The sequence below is a fragment of the Myxococcus sp. AB036A genome, from assembly GCF_006547355.1.
Classification (GTDB): Bacteria; Myxococcota; Myxococcia; order Myxococcales; family Myxococcaceae; genus Myxococcus; species Myxococcus virescens.
The window spans coordinates 93,762-111,263 of record NZ_VHLC01000010.1 but is presented as its reverse complement, the minus strand read 5'-3'; the positions used below and the strand labels follow the sequence as shown (position 1 = coordinate 111,263).

The window sequence follows — 17,502 nt, the reverse complement described above, 5'->3', positions numbered from 1 at the left end:
TTGGACTACTGGGCCGGGAAGAGCGGCTCGATGGAGAGGTAGCGCTCGCCCGTGTCGTAGTTGAAGGCGAGCACGCGGCTGCCGTCGGTCATCTCGCCCAGCTTCTGATTCACGGCGGACAGCGCGGCGCCGGTGGAGATGCCCACGAAGATGCCCTCCTCACGCGCGGCGCGGCGGGTGAACTCGAAGGCGTCCTCCTCGGTCACCTGAATGGCGCCGTCCAGCGCGTCCTTGTGCAGGTTCTTCGGGATGAAGCCGGCGCCAAGGCCCTGGATGGGGTGCGGGCCCGGCTGGCCGCCGCTGATGACGGGCGACTTGGTGGGCTCCACGGCGAAGACCTTCAGCTTCGGCCAGACCTTCTTCAGCTCCTCGGCGCACGCGGTGATGTGCCCGCCGGTGCCCACGCCGGTGATGAGGTAGTCCAGCCCTTCCGGGAAGTCCTTGAGGATTTCCTGCACCGTCGTGCGGCGGTGGACCTCGATGTTGGCCTCGTTCTCGAACTGCTGCGGCATCCACGAGTTGGGCACCTGCGACAGCAGCTCATTGGCGCGAGCGATGGCGCCCTTCATGCCCTGCGCGCGCGGGGTCAGCTCGAAGGTGGCGCCGTAGGCGGCCATCAGCCGGCGGCGCTCGACGCTCATGGACTCCGGCATGACGAGCACCAGCTTGTAGCCCTTCACCGCCGCCACCATGGCCAGGCCGATGCCGGTGTTGCCGCTGGTCGGCTCGATGATGACGCTGTCCTTCTTGAGCAGGCCACGCTGCTCCGCGTCCTCAATCATGGACAACGCGATGCGGTCCTTGATGCTGCCGCCCGGGTTGGCGCGCTCGAGCTTCAGATGGACCGTCACGCGGGACGGAAACAGCCGGTTGATGCGCACGTGCGGCGTGTTTCCGATGGTCTCCAGGATGTTGTTCACCTTCATGTCGGGGGCCTCGTCGGTGGGTCAGATGTGGAATTCGAGTGCGTCCAGCGAGCCGTTCTCGCCGCGCTGACGCACCTCGCTGCGGCGGGTAACCACGGATTGAGAGGGGATGCTCTGCGTGAGCCAGGCGTTGCCGGCGATGATGCTGCCCCGGCCCACCACGGTTTCTCCGCCCAGGATGGTGGCGTTGGCGTACACCACCACGTCGTCCTCGATGGTGGGGTGACGCTTCTTGTCCGTCAGCCCCTTCTCCACGACGAGCGCGCCCAGGGTGACGCCCTGATAGATTTTGACGTTGTCACCAATGAGCGTCGTCTCACCGATGACGACGCCGGTGCCATGGTCGATGACGAAGCGCCGGCCAATGGTGGCACCCGGGTGGATGTCCACGCCGGTTCGCTGGTGCGCGTACTCCGTGAGCAAGCGAGGCAGCAGCGGGAAGCCCAGGGCGTGCAGCGCGTTGGCCACCCGGTAGATGGCGATGGCGGTGAAGCCCGGGTAGGTGAGGATGACCTCGTCCACGGTGCGTGCGGCCGGGTCCGCCTCGAAGATGGCGTCCGCGTCCTGTCGCAGCCAGTCATAGAGGCCGGGCAGCCGCTCCATGAAGCGCGCCGGCAAGTCCCGTTCAATGCCCGGGTACAGGGGCGCCAGCGTGTCCCGGATGCGGTGGAGGCTGGCCTCCACGGTGGTGACGTCGCGGTGGACGGCCGCGGCCGTACACTCCAGGCGCTCGGCGAAGTGGGGGAAGAGCAGGCCGAGCACCTGGCCTACGAATTCGGGGGCAGCGCGCCGTACGTCCGCAGGGAAGCAGTGTCGCTGCCGGGCTTCCAGCAGGGCCGCGACCAGCCTGGCGTTGGAGTCATCCATGAGTCCCGGTTTCTAACGCGGTGCGTGGGCTGGCTGCACGGCGTAATGGCTGATTTCAGGGCTGACTGTCGTTTCCCAGGAGGGGACTGGCCCCCCGGGGGGCCCTCGCTGGCAGTGCATGCCGCCTTCCCCCATGCCCCCCTGCCACGCGCTGGACAGCGGTGGTTCGCGGCGCTTGCCGCGTGTCCGGCTCGGCGGGACGATGACGCCATGTCCCAAAACCCGGTCCCTTCCTACGCCCATGGCACCAGCACCACCCCGCTGCTGGGGGAGACGATTGGCCAGAACCTGCGCCGCACCGTCGAGCGCCACGGTGACCGGGAGGCCCTGGTGGTGGCGTCCCAGGGGTTTCGGGCCACGTATCAACAGCTCTGGGCGCTCACCTCGCAGGTGGCCCGGGGGCTGATGGCCCTGGGCGTTCAGAAGGGGGACCGGGTGGGGCTCTGGTCCCCCAACCGCTTCGAATGGGTGGCCGTCCAGTACGCCACGGCCCGTATTGGCGCCATCCTGGTCAACATCAACCCGGCCTACCGCACCTCGGAGCTGGAGTACGCCCTCAACCAGTCCGGCACCAAGGTGCTGCTCCACGCACGGGGCTTCCGGCAGACGGACTACCGGGGCATGGTGAAAGAAGTCCAACCGCGCTGTGCCAGCCTGGCGGCGGCGCTCGTCCTGGAGGACGACTGGCAGCGGCTGCTCGATGGTGCGGAGGATGTTTCAGAGGACGCGTTGGAAGCCCGCGAGGCGTCGCTCCAGTTCGATGACGCCATCAACATCCAATACACGTCGGGAACGACAGGCTTCCCGAAGGGCGCCACGCTGTCGCACCACAATGTCTTGAACAATGGCTTCTTCATCGGGGAGGCCCTGCGCTACGGCCCCGAGGACCGGGTGTGCATCCCGGTGCCATTCTACCACTGCTTCGGCATGGTGATTGGCAACCTGGCCTGTACCAGTCACGGCGCCACCATGGTGATTCCCGCCGAGGCGTTCGACCCGCTGACGGTGCTCCAGACGGTGCAGGCCGAGCGCTGCACGTCGCTGTACGGCGTGCCCACGATGTTCATCGCGGAGCTGGACCATCCGCGCTTCGGTGAGTTCGATTTGTCGACGCTGCGCACCGGTGTCATGGCGGGCTCGCCGTGCCCGGTGGAGGTGATGAAGCAGGTGCAGTCGCGCATGCACATGCGCGAGGTGACCATCTGCTACGGCATGACGGAGACGTCGCCGGTGTCCACGCAGAGCGCGCTGGACGAGCCGCTGGACAAGCGCGTGTCCACCGTGGGGCGCGTGCATCCGCACCTGGAGGTCAAGGTCATCGACGCGGGCTCGGGTGAGGTGGTTCCTCGCGGCTCGCCGGGCGAGCTGTGCACGCGTGGGTACAGCGTCATGCTGGGGTACTGGGCCAACCCCGAGGCCACCGCCGCGGCCGTGGACGCCGCCGGGTGGATGCACACGGGCGACCTCGCGGTGATGGACGACGAGGGCTACGTGAAGGTGGTGGGCCGCATCAAGGACACCATCATCCGGGGCGGTGAGAACATCTCCCCGCGCGAGGTCGAGGAGTTCCTCCACACGCACCCAGGCGTCAGCGAGACGCAGGTCATTGGCGTGCCGAGCAAGAAGTACGGCGAGGAGGTCATGGCCTGGGTGCGCATGAAGCCCGGCGCGACGCTCACCGCCGAGGAGCTGACGCGGTTCTGCACGGGCCGCATCGCGTCCTACAAGATTCCCCGCTACTGGAAGTTCGTGGACGCGTTCCCGATGACGGTGACGGGCAAGGTGCAGAAGTTCAAGATGCGCGAGGCGTCCGTCGTCGAGCTGGGGCTGGAGGACGCCGCGGCCATCAAGACGGCTTGACGCGCGAGGTGCGCTTCTTCGCCGGCGCCTTCTTTCGCGCCGTCTTCTGGGTCTTCTTCAACGCGGCCCGGTTCGCCGCGTCCACGGCCTTCCGGGCCCAGGGCAGGAGCGCGTAGGCGTCATCCGCCGCGTCCGCGGGCGGAGTCCAATAGCCCATCTCCACCGGGGTCTTCATGCCTTCGTAGATGAACGGCCGGCATCCGGCGGCCTGGAAGTCCGGCTTGGTGACCTCATCCACCTTCAGGAACAACTGACCGCCGCCGATGAGCCCGAACATCCGGCCGCCGAGGTAGAGCCCCCAGCCGCCGAACATCGACCGGGACTTCACGGGCCCCAGCTTCTCCAGCAGTTCCACCGTGTACTCAACGAAGCTGTCCGTCCGGGCCATGATGCGTCTCCGTGTCTCGAGGGGCCTCGCCTCGTGAAGACGGCGCCACCGGCCGCGGCACGCTAGCGCACCCGAGCGCCTGGAGCCGCCTTCCTCGTGCCCCAGGGTTCGGGCATGGCGCGCACGCTCTCCACGATGAAGGACTTGAGCGCTCGCGCCGCGGCCGTGAGGTAGCCCTCGCCCCGGTGTATCAGCGCCACCTGCCGCTTCACCCCGGCGCGCGCCAGGGGCACCACATCGAAGCCCTGGGCATGGTGGTCTCGAGCCATCAACTGCGGCACCATCGCCACGCCCAGGCCGCGCTCCACCATGCGGCGCATGGCCTCCGCGTTGTCCGTCTCCACCGCCAGGCGGGGTGTCACGCCCCGCGCTTCACAGGCGGCCTCCATCGCCCGGGTGCCGCTCATGCCGGGGATGACGACCCAGGGCTCTTCCACGACCTCGTCCATCGTCACGGGCTTGCCTGACTTCGTCAGCCGGTGTCCACGCGGGACGGCGAGCACCAGGGACTCCTCCCACAGTCGCTGCGCCACCAGGTCCGCGCGCCGAACGGGGAGGGAGAGGATGGCCAGGTCCAGGGCGCCGCGTGCCACGCCTTCCTCCATGGCCGGTGCCAGTCCCTCACTCAGCCGAGGCCGGACCTCCGGGAACTGGCGAGCGAAGGCCGGGATGATGTCCGGCAGCAGGTACGCACCCACGGTATGCAGCGTGCCGAGCGATACCACGCCGTGTGGCGTCCCCGACAGCCGCTCCAGCTCCGAGGTGCCCGCCGTCAGTGCGTCCAGGGCGCGCTGGGCGTGAGGCAGGAAGCGCTCTCCCGCGTCTGTCAGCACCGCGCCCCCAGGCGTGCGGACGAGCAAGCGCGTGCCCAGGGCGGCCTCGAGTGATTGGAGCTGCCGGGAGAGGCCGGACTGGGACAGACCCAGCCCGCGCGCGGCGGTGGCCAGGCGTCCTGCCCGGGCGACTTCGAGGAAGGCTCGGAGCTGTTCGGAGGTCATGCGGATTCCGCAAGAAGCCTATGCGGAAGATGCGGTTTCCGCATGGGGGCCTGGGGCGTACAGAGAAGTGATGGACGGAAGCGGCATCACAGCGGAGCCCATGGTCAGCGCGCGTCCAGGCGTGGCGCGGCGGACCGCGACGGGCGCGGTGTTGCTGGCCCTGGTGGTCAGCGCGTTCGAAGGCACCGTCGTGACGAGTGCCATGCCCACCATCACCCGGGAGCTGGGAGGTCAGCACCTCTACTCGTGGGTGTTCTCCGCCTTTCTCTTCGCCTCCACCGTCGGCGTGCTCGTTTCCGGGAAGCTGGCGGACCGGCTGGGACGCAAGCCCGTCTTCTTCTCGGGCATGGGGTTGTTCCTGGTGGGCTCTGCGCTGTGTGGCCTGGCGGACTCGGTGCCGGGGCTCATTGCCTTCCGGGTCATCCAGGGCCTGGGCGCGGGCGCGTTGCAGCCCACCACGCTCACCATCTCCGCCGACCTCTACACGCTGCGTGAGCGCGCCGCCGTGCAGGGGCTGTTCACGGGGGCCTGGGGCGCGGGCAACGTCGTGGGGCCGCTCATTGGCGGCTGGCTGGTGATGCACGCCTCGTGGCGCTGGGTGTTCCTGGTCAACGTGCCGGTGGGGCTGTTCGCCGCGGCGCTGCTGTACCTCTCCTACCGCGACCCGCCTCGCCGTCCGGAGGTCCGCATGGACCGGTGGGGGCCCGTGCTCGCGGGCTCCTCGGCGGCGCTGCTCCTCTTCTCGTTGGAGCCGGGGGCCGCGAGCCTGCGGTGGGCCTGCGCGCTGGCCGCCGTGGGCGCGGGCTGGCTGCTGGTGTGGCAGCAACGCACGACGGTGTCTCCGTTGCTCCCGGCGGAGTTGCTGAGAGATCGCGCGGTGCTCAGCGGCATCGTGGGCGGCATCGCGGGCGGCTCGCTGCTGTACAGCATGGCCGCGTGGGTGCCGTTGTGGATGACGGAGCAGGGCGGTCACACGCCGCTGGCGGCGGGACTGGCGCTGCTGCCGATGCTGCTGGGCTGGTCCGTGGGCTCCACCTTCGGCGTGAAGCTGCTGGTGCGCGGAGGCATGCGACTGAGCGCTGGCGTGGGCTTCGCGGTGGCGGCGCTGGGGGCCGGGTGGCTGTCATGGGCCGCCGCACGGGGCTGGGGTGTGCCCGCGGCGCTGGTGGGGCTGGCGGTGCTCGGCCTGGGGCTGGGGCCCGCCGCCAGCACGTCGCTGATTGGACCGCAGTCCCGCGCGCCCTGGCACCACCGGGGCATCGTCACCAGCGCGCTCTACGCCACGCGGCTTCTGGGCGGCTCACTGGCGGTGGCGTTGCTCGCGCTGGCCAGCGGGCACTTCGCCCTGCAGTTCGGCATCGCCGCTGGGCTCACGGCCGTCGCGGCGCTTGGGTTGGCGCTGTTGGCTCCGGGCAGGACGGAGCCAGCGGCATCGGAGGCGTGACGGCGGGCACGTTCCACTCAGCCCGTGCCGCCTCCCGGGCCCGGCGCTCGGGCGCGCGCGAGGGGCGGCGCCGGTGCTCGTGCCGTCACCGCCGCATCTCCATTCAGCGCGTGGGGCCACAGCTTCGCCAGCGCGGTGCGGAGCTCGGCCGCGGACCGGTAGCGGTCGTCGGGGCGTTTCTCCAGCAGCCGCAGCACGACGTGCTCGAAGGGCTCCGGCAGCGCCGGTCGCAATGTGCGCGGCGGGACGGGGCGCTCCTGGACGTGCAGGAACATCAACGGCACGGGCTCCGGGTGGCGGAACGGGAGCTGTCCGGTGAACAGCTCGTAGGCCACCACGCCGAGCGCGTACAGGTCCGTGGCGGGTGACACCGCGGGGTTGCCCGTCACCTGCTCGGGAGCCATGTACTCCGGCGTGCCGAGCACCGCGCCCTGGGCCGTCGTCCCCATGACGTGCGTGCTCTTGGCGAGCCCGAAGTCCATCAGCTTGAGCACGCCGGTGCGGGTGATGAAGAGGTTGGCGGGCTTCACGTCGCGGTGGAGCACGCCCCGGCCGTGCGCGTGCTCCAGCGCCACCGTCGCGTGGGTGAGCCAGCGCAGCGCCTCCGCCAACGTGGCGCGCCGCTCCATCAGCCGCTGACGCAAATCCACGCCATCCAGCAACTCCACGGTGAGGAAGTGCCGCTCGCCGTCCACGCCCACATCGAAGACACGCAGGATGTTGACGTGCTCCAGCGCCCGGGCGTGCTCCACCTCCTGGCGGAAGCGCGCCACCATCGAGGCATCCGCATGGGGCACCGCGAGGACCTTGAGGGCCACGCGCATGTCCTGGTGAAGGTCGGTGGCCTCGTACACGGTCGAACTGCCCCCGGCGCCCAGCCAGCGCTCCACGCGGTACCGCTGAGCCACCGTCTGGCCGGGCACCAGGCCTCGCACGGCGCTGGAGGTCGCGGTCACCACGATGCCCTGGAGCAGCGTGCCGTGCGGCGACACGGGCGTCACCGGCCGCAGCGTCTCCCCGAGCGACAGGGCCGGTGGTGGCGTCACCGGATGGAATGTCGCGTCGGGAGGGGTTTCCATCCGCTGCGGGACAGGGGGGAGGCCGGCGCGGGGCGGCGGCTTCACGATGGCCGGCGGCGGAGTCACCCGCAATTGCGGCTCCGGCGCGGCGCCCCCCAGGTACGCCACGCCTTCTTCGTCGTCGGTCGAGTGCACCTCGGCCTCCCTCGTCTCGTCTGCGTCGTCGCTGTCAGGGGTCGAGCAGCGAAACGTGGGACGGTGCCCCCACGCCCTCGATGTCGAGGTGCGGCGTGGGCAGGTTGTACTCGGCCGCGGCGCTGGTGGCTTCGACGATGATGGGGCCGGCAATCTCCGGCGGCTCGCCGTGGCACAACAGGTCCACCACGTGCTCCAGCGTCCACTTGCCCAGGCGGCTCACCACCAGCCGCGTGCCGTCGTACTGCGCCGTGTCCGACAGCTCGTGGCTCGCGGCCAGCTTGGCCTCCACGGAGTCGCCCAGGTAGCCGCGCGCCAGCGCCACCACCCGGTCCAGCACGGAGTTCCAGGCCTGCAGGTGCGTGCGGTCCTGCGCCTCGTCCATGATGTCCAGGCCCACCTGGAGCTTCTCCATCCGGTCCAGGAACTGCTGAACCAGCGGCCCCCGGATGATGCGGCCGTGCTGCGGCGCAATCATCTCCACGCCCGGCTCCAGCTTGCGGATGGCCGCCACCGTGCGTTGCAGCGCGGAGTTCACCGGCATGTAGATTTGATGGAAGGCGCGGATGCCCGCCCAGTCGGATTCGTCCGCCCAGATGCCCTTGGCGTTGGAGTCCGTGAGCCCGCCGAAGAGGTCTCCGGTGAAGAGCACGCGCGTCTGCGGGTCATAGAGCATGACGGCGCCGCGGAAGTGGCAGAAGGGCGAGGGAACCGGCAGCAACCGGTGGCCCGTGGGCACGCTGAGGCCCTGCGCGAACTTCTCCGTGGGGATGAAGCGGTGGCGCGGCAGGTTCTGGTGGACGATGAGCCGCCAGGTGTCCTCCGAGCACAGCAGCCCGGCCCGGGGCGCGTAGCGCGCGGAGATGATGCTCGCCGACGAGCCCACGTCCGGGTCCTGGTGGTTGATGAACATGGCCGACAGCCGCTCCATGCCACCAATGAGCGACGTCACCTTGGTGTGGATGGTGGAGAAGTCGCTGCTCGAGCCCGGGTCGATGAGGAGGTTGAACTCCGTGGGCCGCTGCGTCTTCTTGTCCGTACCGCGGAAGCGCAGCAGGTAGGGGTTGGCGTAGAAGATGTTGCCGGGCTCGCGCTTGCCCACCCAGAACGTCTCGGGGGCAATCTCCACCGGCACGAGGCGGAGGTCGGAGCTCTGGCTCGGGCTCGGGACTGGGGCGACGGTGCTGCTCATGGGCGCGGCGTTCCTTCCCTTTCGGGTGTATGCCCCTCCCCATAGCAAGCGCTGCGCCGCGGCCTTCTCTCCCCTGGGGCACCTGTCCACGGGCGGGGAGGGGACGCAATTCCTGCGTGCGGGTGGGATGGGGCGCAGACCTTGCGCCCTGGGTGTTTGAGCGCGTGCGCCGCGGCGGGGGGCATGGCAGGCTTGGGGGCTCTCACCTTCGAATCGTTGATGCCCGACCCGTCCGTACTCGCCGCCTGGGGCCTCCCGGGGCTGTTCCTCATCGCGATGCTTGCGGGCTCCGTGGTGCCAGTGCCGTCGGAGGCGCTGCTGGCCGCGCTCGTCTACGGCGGGACGGCGCCCGTCACCGCCATCGGAGTGGCCACCATGGGCAACGTGCTGGGCGCGCTGTCGCTCTACGTGCTGGGCCGGTGGGTGGCGGGCGGTGGTGGAGGCGCCTTGGGGCGCTGGTACGCGCGGCGCCGTGAGAAGGAGGGGCCTCGCATGCAGCGCGTGGAGGCCTGGACGCGGAAGTGGGGCGCGCCCGCGCTCGTCATGTCCTGGATGCCCGTGGTGGGTGACGCCTTCGTCATCGCCGGCGGAATGCTGGGGGTGCGCCCGCTGCCTTTCGTCTTCTTCGTCACGCTCGGCAAGGGCCTTCGTTATCTCGCCGTCGCCCTGTCCGCCGCCGCCGCGCTGTAGTGCCCGTCCCGGACGGTTTCACCGATGTTTCACGCAACGTGTCTGCGTTTCGCTCGATAAAGGAGACGGGTGAGCATCGCATTCCCCGTGAATCGGGTAGCGTGTGGATGTCTCATCCGACCACTCAACAGCTCCTTGTCAGGGGGCAGGACCGGACATCATGCGTGACGACGCAACTCCTTCAAGCCATGTGCAGTCGAACTGGCGGCGACATGCCGCCGCGCTGTTGCTGGCGGTGCTCGCGGCGTGTGGTGGCGAGGACTCGGCGCTGGAGTCCGTGGGGCTCGACGGCGCGGAAGTCGGGCAGCGGCAGGACGCGCTGGGTGAGGTCCGTCTTCGCCTGCTGGCGGCCAACACGTCCAGCGGCAACGGGCAGGACTACGACCCGGGCCACGGCATCCGCATCTTCCAGGGCACGGACGCTGACGTGGTGATGATTCAGGAGTTCAACTACAAGTCGAACTCCGCGGCGGACATCCGTGGCTTCGTGGACACGACGTTCGGCACGCAGTTCCACTACTACCGCGAGGGTGGGGCGCAGATTCCCAACGGCATCATCAGCCGCTACCCCATCATCGCCTCGGGCGAGTGGGATGACCCGTACGTCTCCAACCGCGACTTCGCCTGGGCGCGCATCGACGTGCCGGGCCCGAAGGACCTCTGGGCGGTGAGCGTGCACTTCCTCACCACGGGCAGCAGCAACCGCAACGCGGAGGCCAGCAATCTGGTCAGCCGCATCAAGGCCAACATCCCCGCGGGCGACTACCTCGTCATCGGCGGAGACTTGAACACCGGCAGCCGCAACGAGTCCGCGTTCAGCACGCTGTCCCAGGTGGTGCGCACGGCGGGCCCGCACCCGGCGGACAAGAATGGCAACACCAACACCAACGCGAGCCGCAACGCCCCGTATGACCACGTGCTGGTGGACAGCGACCTGTTCGCGTACCAGACGCCCGTCGTCATCGGTGGCAGCACCTTCACCAACGGCCTGGTGGTGGATACTCGCGTCTACTCGCCGCTGAGCGACATCGCGCCCGCGCTGTCCGGTGACAGCGGGGCCTCTGGCATGCAGCACATGGCCGTCATCAAGGACTTCATCATCCCGGGCGACAGCTCGCCCGGCAACAATGCCTCCGTCACGGTGACGTCGCCCAACGGCGGTGAGAGCTGGGCGGGCGGGAGCGTGCGCGACATCACCTGGACGTCGACCAGCATCACGAACGTGAAGCTGGAGTACACGCTCAATGGCAGCACCTGGAGCACCCTGGCCGCCAGCACGGCCGCCTCCGCGGGCAGCTACGCGTGGACGGTGCCGTCCAGCGCCACCACCACCGCGCGGGTCCGCATCAGCGACGCGTCCAACGCGAGCGTCAGCGACCTCAGCAACGCGGCCTTCACCATCACCACGGCGCCGACGGGTGGCACGGGCAAGGTCATCATCAACGAGGTGATGGTCAACGAGCCGGGCTCGAACGTCGTGGGCGAGTTCGTGGAGTTGGTGAACACGGGCACCGGGGCGGTGGACCTGAGCGGGTGGACGGTGTCCGACGCGGCCAGCCTGCGCCACACCTTCCCCAGTGGCACTTCGCTGGCGGCGGGCGGCGTCATCGTGGTGTTCGGCGGCGCGGCGGGCATCCCGGCCGGCACGCCCAATGCGGTGTCCGCCTCCACGGGCACGCTGGGCCTGTCCAACAGCGGTGACACCGTCACCGTGAAGACGGCCACCGGCACGGTGGTGGAGTCCGCGGTGCTGTCCTCCGGTGTGAGTGGCACGGATGGCGTGTCCGCCAACCGCAGCCCGGACCTGGGCGCCACGGCGACCTTCGTGCTGCACACCAGCCTGTCCAGCCTGCAGTCCTCGCCGGGCCGTCGCGTCAACGGCTTGGCGTTCTGAGCCTCCCCGCTTGAAGTTTCGCGGCCCTGCTTCCCGTTCGCGCGGGAAGCGGGGCCGTGTTGTTTTGAGCGGAGCCTCAGTGGTTCTCCGGCGGCGTGGGCGACAGGGGCACGCGCTCGCGCGTCTCCGCCGACAGCACGGACGGGCGGATGATGAGGCTCTCGTCGCCGCTGGGACCTCCGGGCGTGGTCGGGTCTCCGGGGCGCGGCGTGGGCCGGCCGTAGTCGCGCTCGTAGATGCGCAGCAGGGCCAGGAAGAAGGCCACGATGAGGGGCCCCAACAGCAGGCCCACCGTACCAAACGCGGCCAGACCTCCGAGCAGCGCGAAGAAGACGATGGCCGCGTGCTGGTGCATGCCGCGCCTGGCCAGCAGCGGCTTCACGATGTTGTCCACCAGCCCCACCACCACCGTGCCCCAGATGGCGAGGAACAGCGCCGCCCACGGGTGGCCGCTGAAGAACATCAGCGCCGCGGCGACCAGCACCACGATGGCGGCGCCCACGGCGGGGATGAGCGCCATGAAGAACGCCACGCCCGCGAAGAAAAGCGCCGCGGGGACGCGGGCGATGAGGAAACCGACGAGCGCCGCCACCGCCTGCACGCCCGCGGTGGCCACCGACGAGACGAGCACCGCCACGGAGACGCTGCGGAACTCCCGCAGGATTTCATGCGTCTGGCCGCGCCGCAGGGGCGAGACGCTCTCCACCCAGCTCACCAGCCGCGCGCCCTCCGTCAGCAGGAAGAAGAGGGCGATGAGCATCATCACCGTCTGGAACGCGATGGAGCCCGTCGCGGCCACCGCCCCGGTGACGGCCCGCGCCGCTGTGCCGCCCTGGGTGCTCACCTGTTGCTGGAGCGTCTCGTCGAGCTGGGCCTGCTCCAGGGGGATGCGCTTCAGCAGTCCCTCTACCGGGCCTCGCACCGGGCTGGGAATCTTGCCAATCAGTCCTTCCACCCCTTCCCGCTGTACCGTGTCGGAGACGAACTTCACGCCGTCCGACACCTCGGTGACGATGAAGGCCGTGAGACCTCCCAGGGGGAGAAGCAGGGCCAGGATGACGCCCGAGACGATGACCCCCGCCGCCAGGTTGGTGTGTCCGCGGAGCTTCCGGCTCAGCCGCGAGTAGACGCCGTAGAAGGTTCCCGCGAGCACCGCCGCCAGGAAGAAGGCCTTGGCGAACGGGCGGACAACCAGGGCCAGCAGGATGATGGAAAGAATGATGAGGCCAGTGAACACCCGCCGGGCGGTCTGCTCGGTTGCCATACCCGTCAAGGTAGGGCGGCCATCACAGAAGGGTAGGGACGGGCGGCACTTTTGTCTGCCTGCCTGCTGTCCTGCCAAGAAGGCTTGGGCCCGGCCTCAAGGCGGCTAGAGTGGCCGCGCCATGCCGCCCTTCGAATCCACCCAATTCACTGTCTGGCTGCTCCAGGCGCTCTGCGCCGTCTTCCTGGCCATCCTCTTCCTCCAGTCTGGCCTCGACAAGGTCATCGACTGGAAGGGCAACCTGGGCTGGCTCACGGGCCACTTTGCCAAGAGCCCCCTGCGCGGCGTGGTGCCGCTGATGCTGGCCACGGTCACCGTGCTGGAGCTGGCGGCGGGCGCGCTCAGCGCCGCGGGGCTGGTGTCGCTGGTGGCCACGGGCAGCGCGACGCTGGCCTTCTGGGGCGCGCTGCTCTCCGCGGTGTCGCTGGTGGCGCTCTTCTTCGGCCAGCGGATGGCGAAGGATTACGCCGGCGCGGGTGGACTGGTGCACTACTTCCTGCTGACGCTGGTGGCGGTGTACGTCACCCGCCTGAGCTGAGTCAGAGCACCTTGCGCGTGGGGACCAGGGCGTTGGCGGACAGCAGTCCGGCCACCAGCGCCACGGCCACCATCAGCATGGAGAAGGCCGTGTCCACGCCGGCCACCACGTCCCGCTCCAGCAGGGATGACAGGCTGCGGAAGCCCACGCTTCCAGGCACCAGCAGCATGAGCCCGGGCACCAGCGTGGTGATGGAGGGCTTGTTGCGCAGCCGGGCCAGCGCGTTGCTGCCCATGGCCAGCAGCAGCGCGCCGACAAAGGCACCCAACTGCGCCCCCAGTAGCAGCGAGCCCAGACGGGCCCCCGCGAAGGCGAAGGTGCAGGCTCCGGCAATCCAGCCCCAATCCCTGGGGCGCGCGCGGAAGAGCACGCACACCGCGAAGATGGCCACCAGCAGCATGGGCAACTGCGTCCAGTCCGGCAGCGCGGGCGGCAGCGGCGCCACGGGCGGCTCGGGCAGCACCACCGACAGCCGGCTGCCCAGGGCCACGCCGAAGCCCAACTGAAGGAAGACGAGCGCCGCCGCCGTGAGCCGTGAGGTGCCGGAGATGAGGTTGCGGGTGGCCAGCTCGTTGATGGCCACCGTCAGGGACAGGCCGGGGAGCAGGACGATGAGGCCCGCCAGCGTGGCCACCTGCGCGGACAGCGGCCCCATCAGGCTCGCGGCCAGCGCGGCGACGGCGGAGGACAGGATGGCGGCCACCGGCTCCAACACCCGGGCCGTGGAGGGCTGCTTCCGGGTGAGCACGTTCAGGGTGCCGATGAGCAGGCTGCTGAACGCGGCCACCGCCATCTCCTTGAGGCCTCCGCCGAACAACCGCCCCGCGGCGCCGCCCGCGAGCGTCCAGCACAGGAGCTGGAGCGCGGGGCCGAAGCGATCGGGCTGCGCGAGGATGGCGTCCACGCGCTGGGCCCCTTCCGTCGGGGGCACCTGACCGTGGATGACGTCGTCCGCCAGCGTGTCCAGCAGCGTCAGCCGTTCCAGGTCCATGTCCCCCGGCTCCACGCGGATGAGCGAGGTGCGCAGGGCCTCCGGCGGTCCGAAGGACGAGAAGATGGACGTGGGGGTGGAGAAGAAGCGCCCCTCCAGTCCAAAGCGCTCCGACACCCGCTGCATCAGCAGCTCCAGGCGATGTGCGGGCGTGCCGTAGCGGTGCAGCGCCTCGCCCAGCCGGATGGTGAAGGCGACGGCGGGGCCCGGCGGCGGGGGATGACTGACGGCGGTGCGGAGTTCAGGAGGGACGGCCACGGCGGCGCACATGGCAGAGGCTCCGGGCTGAGTCAAACGGCAGTGGGGCACATCCCTGGTTCCAGGGGCACAGCCCGCCTGCCTGGGCCCGGCGCCTCGCACCTTCAACGTCGCGGGTTCGGGTCCGCCTCCTCCTGGGAGTTCCGCCCATCAGCGCGTTTTTCCTGAATCCTCCACGCGGGTCGTTTCGATGTGGCTCGCGCTGACGCTGGAGGCGTCGGATGCTTCCTGATTCGAACTCGCTGGGCCGCCAGGCGCTTGCTGTTCCTCCTCCCGCAGGTCGGCGCGGACCAGGCGGCATGCCTGCTCGGTGAATTCGGAGAAGCGCGCTCCGAAGCCGTCTCCGTCCCGATGGGGAATCGTGGGTTCCGTTCTGGGCGCTCCCCTCAGGACTTGATGAGCCGGCCGAGTACGAAGCCCGCGGCCACGCACCCCGCGATGAAGAGTCCGGGCCGCTCGCGGACCTGTGTCTGGGCATCCGCGAGCAGCTCTTCGGTGGTTTCGTTCTCCAGCCGGTCGGACGTGCGGCGAAGCAGTCCCGCCGCGCTGCCGAGCAACGGCCGCGCCACTTTCGCCTCGTCCCTGTCCGAGATGCTCTCCAGCGTGGAGACGAGTCCCCGCATTCCCTTGGCCACGTCACCCCGGCGGCTCTCCACCTGGTGGTAGATGCGCTTCTTCGCGGCGCTGCTCAGTTGCTTCGCCTGCTCCTTGCCGGCCTGCGCGATTCCGGATGTACCGGGCTCGTCACGGGCGAGGCGGGAGCCCTCTTTCGAGCGCTGCCCGTACCCGCTGCCTTGGATACTGCCGTCAATGACGCTTCCCATGCTGACTCCTTCAGGTTCCGAGGGGGAAACTGTCGCGAGGGCTTCACAGGTCATCGTCCCCGCGTGTCTTCGCCTCAGAAGGTAGACATGCTGCATGGCTGGCCTGGACGGAGCCTGGTACGCAGGCCGGGTGGGCGGTGGAGGGCGCGGGCGAAGGTGGGTGGAATGAGAGAGGACGTGGGGAGATGGCGCGGAAGCAGCGGACCCCGAGGTGGCTGGAAGCGGCACGACGGAGGGGGCCGGAGGACGTGCAAGCCTCCGGAAGGTCGGACTGGTTGGCGAGGGCCCTGGGGAAGGCCGGAGTGATGCCTCGCGCCCAGGCGGAAGCGGCCATCCGCGAGGGGCGAGTGACGCTCGATGGGCGGGTGGAGCACGAGCCCTTCGCGCCAGTGCGTCCGGGGATGGAAGTGCGGGTGGACGGGCGGGTGCGGCACCTGGAGGCGCCCGTGTTGGCGCTGATGTTCCACAAGCCAGCGGGGCTGGTGGTGCACGGCTCGGACGCGGAAGGCGTGGGCACCGTGTTCGAGTGTCTGCGTGAGCGGCTCACCCATCCGCTGCGCGACTATGAGTGGCTCGCGGTGGGCCGTCTGGACCGGGACACCACGGGGTTGCTGCTCTTCACCAACGACGAGCGTCTGGTCCAACACGGGACGTCGCCCGAGCGGCACCTGCCCAAGCGCTACGTGGCGGGCGTGGTGGGGCTGCCACCGGAGGATGCGCTCCGCCGGCTGCGCGAGGGCCTGGTGCTGGAGGACGGCCCGACGCGGCCCGCGGGTGCCCGGCTGCGCGCGCCGGACGTGGTGGAGCTCACCCTGACGGAAGGGCGCAACCACCAGGTGAAGCGCATGCTGGCGGCGGTGGGACATCCGGTGCGGACCCTGCACCGCGAGGCTGTGGGCGGCGTGACGCTGGACGTGCCCGAGGGCGCGTGGCGGTTGTTGACGGACGAGGAAGTGTCCCAGGGGTTGTCCTTCTCCGTCGTCTCCTGAGGCCGCGCCCGCCGCGTGTAGACTTCAGGGTCATGGACGATTCCGCGGCCCGTGAGCGTGGCGGCTTCCCCGCTCGGGCCTTCTGGTTCGGTGTCTTCGGCGTCACGGCGGCCTTCAGCCTCTTCTGCCTGGGCGTTGAGTACACGCCGGACTCGCTGCACTGCCTCTCCGTTGCGCGCGGGCAGTCGAGGTCGCCTGGTTGGAGACGAACGCCTACTGGCCCACCGTGTGGAGCACCGTCTGGGAAATCCGTCCCGTGGGCCGCGCGTCTCCCGTGGACGGTCGCGAGGCGGTCCCCGCGCCGTAGACATCCGCCGCGTGGGCCTCAGCGCTCGCGCGCCGCGACGGCCTCGACGAGGCTCCGGATGTCCTGGGCCAGCGCCAGACTGGTGGGGAGCGGTCGGCAGAGGAGGCTCGGTACACCGGTGGCCACCTGGGCGGAGTTGGTGAAGACGCAGGCGCTCACCTGCGCGAGCTGGGCGAACGAGACAGGCCGCTCCACGATGGGCAGCGTCCCCACTTGTCCGGCCTCCAGAAGCACTTCGCGGATGATGCCGGGGAGACACGGCGCGGACAGCGGCGGCGTGACGAGTACCCCGCCGCACTGGAAGAAGACGTTGGCCGTGGGCAGCTCGCAGACCTCGCCGGCCTCATTGCCGAGCAGGGGCAGGCGCTCCATCAGGCTGTACTGCCGGAAGTAGGCGAGGCCTTTGTGATTCAGCGTGGGCTCGCCGCGGCGGTATGCCCCCGGCTCCTGACTGTCCAGGGCCCGTCCCTCGCGGTGCATCCGCTCCAGGTCCGGGGCGTGCTCGCGGAAGGTGAGCAGCACCCGGCCATCACTTGCCGACAACTTGCCCACACCTCGGAACGTGGGGCCCATCGCGGCGTCGGCTCGCAGGCAGCGCGCAATCGCTTCGCGCACCGCGGCTTCAGTGAGGTGCTCCGACGTCGGCGTGCGGACGGCGCCGGGGAAGGCGGCCAGGCTCGTGCGCAGCCGCGCCAGGTGCCGGGCGAGGAACCAGGGTTCGCCGGCCTCGATGCGGAAGGTGGTGAAGAAGCCCGCGCCGAAGAAGAAGCCCTGCGCGAAGTCCCGCAGGTGCAGTTCTTCCCAGCGCCGTACCTCACCGTCCACCGCGACCGTGGAGAACATGGCGGCCTCCCGTGC

Annotated in this window: 16 protein-coding genes; 6 read left to right on the top strand and 10 right to left on the bottom strand. The window is 69.8% G+C overall.

Annotated elements, in window-relative coordinates; all coding sequences use genetic code 11:
* Positions 1–5 precede the first annotated feature (5 nt).
* Together cysK and epsC are read right to left on the bottom strand one after the other, a co-directional pair.
* Complete coding sequence (cysK, locus tag FL344_RS06690) at positions 6–926, bottom strand: cysteine synthase A (protein ID WP_141594364.1); 921 nt, start codon at positions 924–926, stop codon at positions 6–8.
* 21 nt (positions 927–947) lie between these two features.
* Complete coding sequence (gene epsC, locus FL344_RS06685; RefSeq protein WP_011551683.1) at positions 948–1,793, bottom strand: serine O-acetyltransferase EpsC; 846 nt, start codon at positions 1,791–1,793, stop codon at positions 948–950.
* Between the two features lie 210 nt (positions 1,794–2,003).
* On the opposite strand from epsC, the gene FL344_RS06680 reads away from it, so the two are divergent.
* A complete protein-coding gene (locus FL344_RS06680) occupies positions 2,004–3,653 on the top strand; it encodes an AMP-binding protein (RefSeq protein ID WP_141617936.1) in 1,650 nt (549 codons plus the stop codon).
* Here FL344_RS06680 and FL344_RS06675 read toward each other — a convergent pair.
* Together FL344_RS06675 and FL344_RS06670 are read right to left on the bottom strand one after the other, a co-directional pair.
* The gene (locus FL344_RS06675; RefSeq protein WP_141617935.1) at positions 3,640–4,041 is read right to left on the bottom strand and encodes a TfoX/Sxy family protein; all 402 of its coding nucleotides are present in this window, start codon (positions 4,039–4,041) and stop codon (positions 3,640–3,642) included. The genes FL344_RS06680 and FL344_RS06675 overlap by 14 nt on opposite strands.
* 62 nt (positions 4,042–4,103) lie before the next feature.
* Positions 4,104–5,039, bottom strand: a complete 936-nt coding sequence (locus FL344_RS06670; RefSeq protein WP_090484259.1) for a LysR family transcriptional regulator — start codon at positions 5,037–5,039, stop codon at positions 4,104–4,106.
* Positions 5,040–5,109: 70 nt separating this feature from the next.
* Here FL344_RS06670 and FL344_RS06665 point away from each other — a divergent pair, with 70 nt between their 5' ends.
* Complete coding sequence (locus FL344_RS06665; RefSeq protein ID WP_141617934.1) at positions 5,110–6,483, top strand: MFS transporter; 1,374 nt, start codon at positions 5,110–5,112, stop codon at positions 6,481–6,483.
* 17 nt (positions 6,484–6,500) lie between these two features.
* Here FL344_RS06665 and FL344_RS06660 read toward each other — a convergent pair whose 3' ends face one another.
* Both FL344_RS06660 and FL344_RS06655 read right to left on the bottom strand, forming a co-directional pair.
* The gene (locus FL344_RS06660) at positions 6,501–7,697 is read right to left on the bottom strand and encodes a serine/threonine-protein kinase (RefSeq protein ID WP_141617933.1); all 1,197 of its coding nucleotides are present in this window, start codon (positions 7,695–7,697) and stop codon (positions 6,501–6,503) included.
* 34 nt (positions 7,698–7,731) lie between these two features.
* Positions 7,732–8,889 (bottom strand): hypothetical protein, encoded by a 1,158-nt coding sequence (locus FL344_RS06655; RefSeq protein WP_090484253.1) that lies wholly within the window; start codon positions 8,887–8,889, stop codon positions 7,732–7,734.
* Between the two features lie 219 nt (positions 8,890–9,108).
* Here FL344_RS06655 and FL344_RS06650 point away from each other — a divergent pair, with 219 nt between their 5' ends.
* Both FL344_RS06650 and FL344_RS06645 read left to right on the top strand, forming a co-directional pair.
* Positions 9,109–9,579 carry a YqaA family protein gene (locus FL344_RS06650; protein ID WP_141617932.1) on the top strand — a complete coding sequence of 157 codons (471 nt, stop codon included), beginning with the start codon at positions 9,109–9,111 and terminating at the stop codon, positions 9,577–9,579.
* Between the two features lie 160 nt (positions 9,580–9,739).
* Positions 9,740–11,473, top strand: a complete 1,734-nt coding sequence (locus FL344_RS06645; RefSeq protein ID WP_228564836.1) for a lamin tail domain-containing protein — start codon at positions 9,740–9,742, stop codon at positions 11,471–11,473.
* Positions 11,474–11,549: 76 nt separating this feature from the next.
* Here the strand turns inward: FL344_RS06645 and FL344_RS06640 are convergent, their stop codons facing one another.
* On the bottom strand, positions 11,550–12,737 hold the full coding sequence (locus tag FL344_RS06640) for an AI-2E family transporter (RefSeq protein ID WP_141617930.1): 1,188 nt from the start codon (positions 12,735–12,737) through the stop codon (positions 11,550–11,552).
* Positions 12,738–12,858: 121 nt separating this feature from the next.
* Between FL344_RS06640 and FL344_RS06635 the strand changes: the two genes are divergently transcribed.
* On the top strand, positions 12,859–13,275 hold the full coding sequence (locus tag FL344_RS06635) for a DoxX family protein (RefSeq protein ID WP_141617929.1): 417 nt from the start codon (positions 12,859–12,861) through the stop codon (positions 13,273–13,275).
* 1 nt (position 13,276) lies between these two features.
* On the opposite strand, the gene FL344_RS06630 is transcribed toward FL344_RS06635, so the two are convergent.
* Positions 13,277–14,536, bottom strand: coding sequence for a threonine/serine exporter family protein (locus FL344_RS06630; RefSeq protein WP_141590135.1), 1,260 nt, complete (start codon positions 14,534–14,536; stop codon positions 13,277–13,279).
* Between the two features lie 374 nt (positions 14,537–14,910).
* A complete protein-coding gene (locus tag FL344_RS06625; RefSeq protein WP_141617928.1) occupies positions 14,911–15,348 on the bottom strand; it encodes a hypothetical protein in 438 nt (145 codons plus the stop codon).
* A 185-nt stretch (positions 15,349–15,533) separates the two neighbouring features.
* Between FL344_RS06625 and FL344_RS06620 the strand changes: the two genes are divergently transcribed.
* Entirely contained in the window at positions 15,534–16,337 is an 804-nt protein-coding gene (locus tag FL344_RS06620; RefSeq protein WP_141617927.1) for a pseudouridine synthase, read from the top strand.
* Between the two features lie 325 nt (positions 16,338–16,662).
* On the opposite strand, the gene FL344_RS06615 is transcribed toward FL344_RS06620, so the two are convergent.
* A complete protein-coding gene (locus tag FL344_RS06615) occupies positions 16,663–17,487 on the bottom strand; it encodes an aminotransferase class IV (protein WP_141617926.1) in 825 nt (274 codons plus the stop codon).
* Positions 17,488–17,502 lie beyond the last annotated feature (15 nt).

What these genes read in the sequence shown, in the direction of transcription:
- cysK (WP_141594364.1), bottom strand. Translation starts at nt 926, where the DNA reads ATGAAGGTGAACAACATCCTGGAGACCATCGGAAACACGCCGCACGTG.
- epsC (WP_011551683.1), bottom strand. Translation starts at nt 1,793, where the DNA reads ATGGATGACTCCAACGCCAGGCTGGTCGCGGCCCTGCTGGAAGCCCGG.
- FL344_RS06680 (WP_141617936.1), top strand. Translation starts at nt 2,004, where the DNA reads ATGTCCCAAAACCCGGTCCCTTCCTACGCCCATGGCACCAGCACCACC.
- FL344_RS06675 (WP_141617935.1), bottom strand. Translation starts at nt 4,041, where the DNA reads ATGGCCCGGACGGACAGCTTCGTTGAGTACACGGTGGAACTGCTGGAG.
- FL344_RS06670 (WP_090484259.1), bottom strand. Translation starts at nt 5,039, where the DNA reads ATGACCTCCGAACAGCTCCGAGCCTTCCTCGAAGTCGCCCGGGCAGGA.
- FL344_RS06665 (WP_141617934.1), top strand. Translation starts at nt 5,110, where the DNA reads ATGGACGGAAGCGGCATCACAGCGGAGCCCATGGTCAGCGCGCGTCCA.
- FL344_RS06655 (WP_090484253.1), bottom strand. Translation starts at nt 8,889, where the DNA reads ATGAGCAGCACCGTCGCCCCAGTCCCGAGCCCGAGCCAGAGCTCCGAC.
- FL344_RS06650 (WP_141617932.1), top strand. Translation starts at nt 9,109, where the DNA reads ATGCCCGACCCGTCCGTACTCGCCGCCTGGGGCCTCCCGGGGCTGTTC.
- FL344_RS06645 (WP_228564836.1), top strand. Translation starts at nt 9,740, where the DNA reads ATGCGTGACGACGCAACTCCTTCAAGCCATGTGCAGTCGAACTGGCGG.
- FL344_RS06640 (WP_141617930.1), bottom strand. Translation starts at nt 12,737, where the DNA reads ATGGCAACCGAGCAGACCGCCCGGCGGGTGTTCACTGGCCTCATCATT.
- FL344_RS06635 (WP_141617929.1), top strand. Translation starts at nt 12,859, where the DNA reads ATGCCGCCCTTCGAATCCACCCAATTCACTGTCTGGCTGCTCCAGGCG.
- FL344_RS06630 (WP_141590135.1), bottom strand. Translation starts at nt 14,536, where the DNA reads ATGTGCGCCGCCGTGGCCGTCCCTCCTGAACTCCGCACCGCCGTCAGT.
- FL344_RS06625 (WP_141617928.1), bottom strand. Translation starts at nt 15,348, where the DNA reads ATGGGAAGCGTCATTGACGGCAGTATCCAAGGCAGCGGGTACGGGCAG.
- FL344_RS06620 (WP_141617927.1), top strand. Translation starts at nt 15,534, where the DNA reads ATGGCGCGGAAGCAGCGGACCCCGAGGTGGCTGGAAGCGGCACGACGG.
- FL344_RS06615 (WP_141617926.1), bottom strand. Translation starts at nt 17,487, where the DNA reads ATGTTCTCCACGGTCGCGGTGGACGGTGAGGTACGGCGCTGGGAAGAA.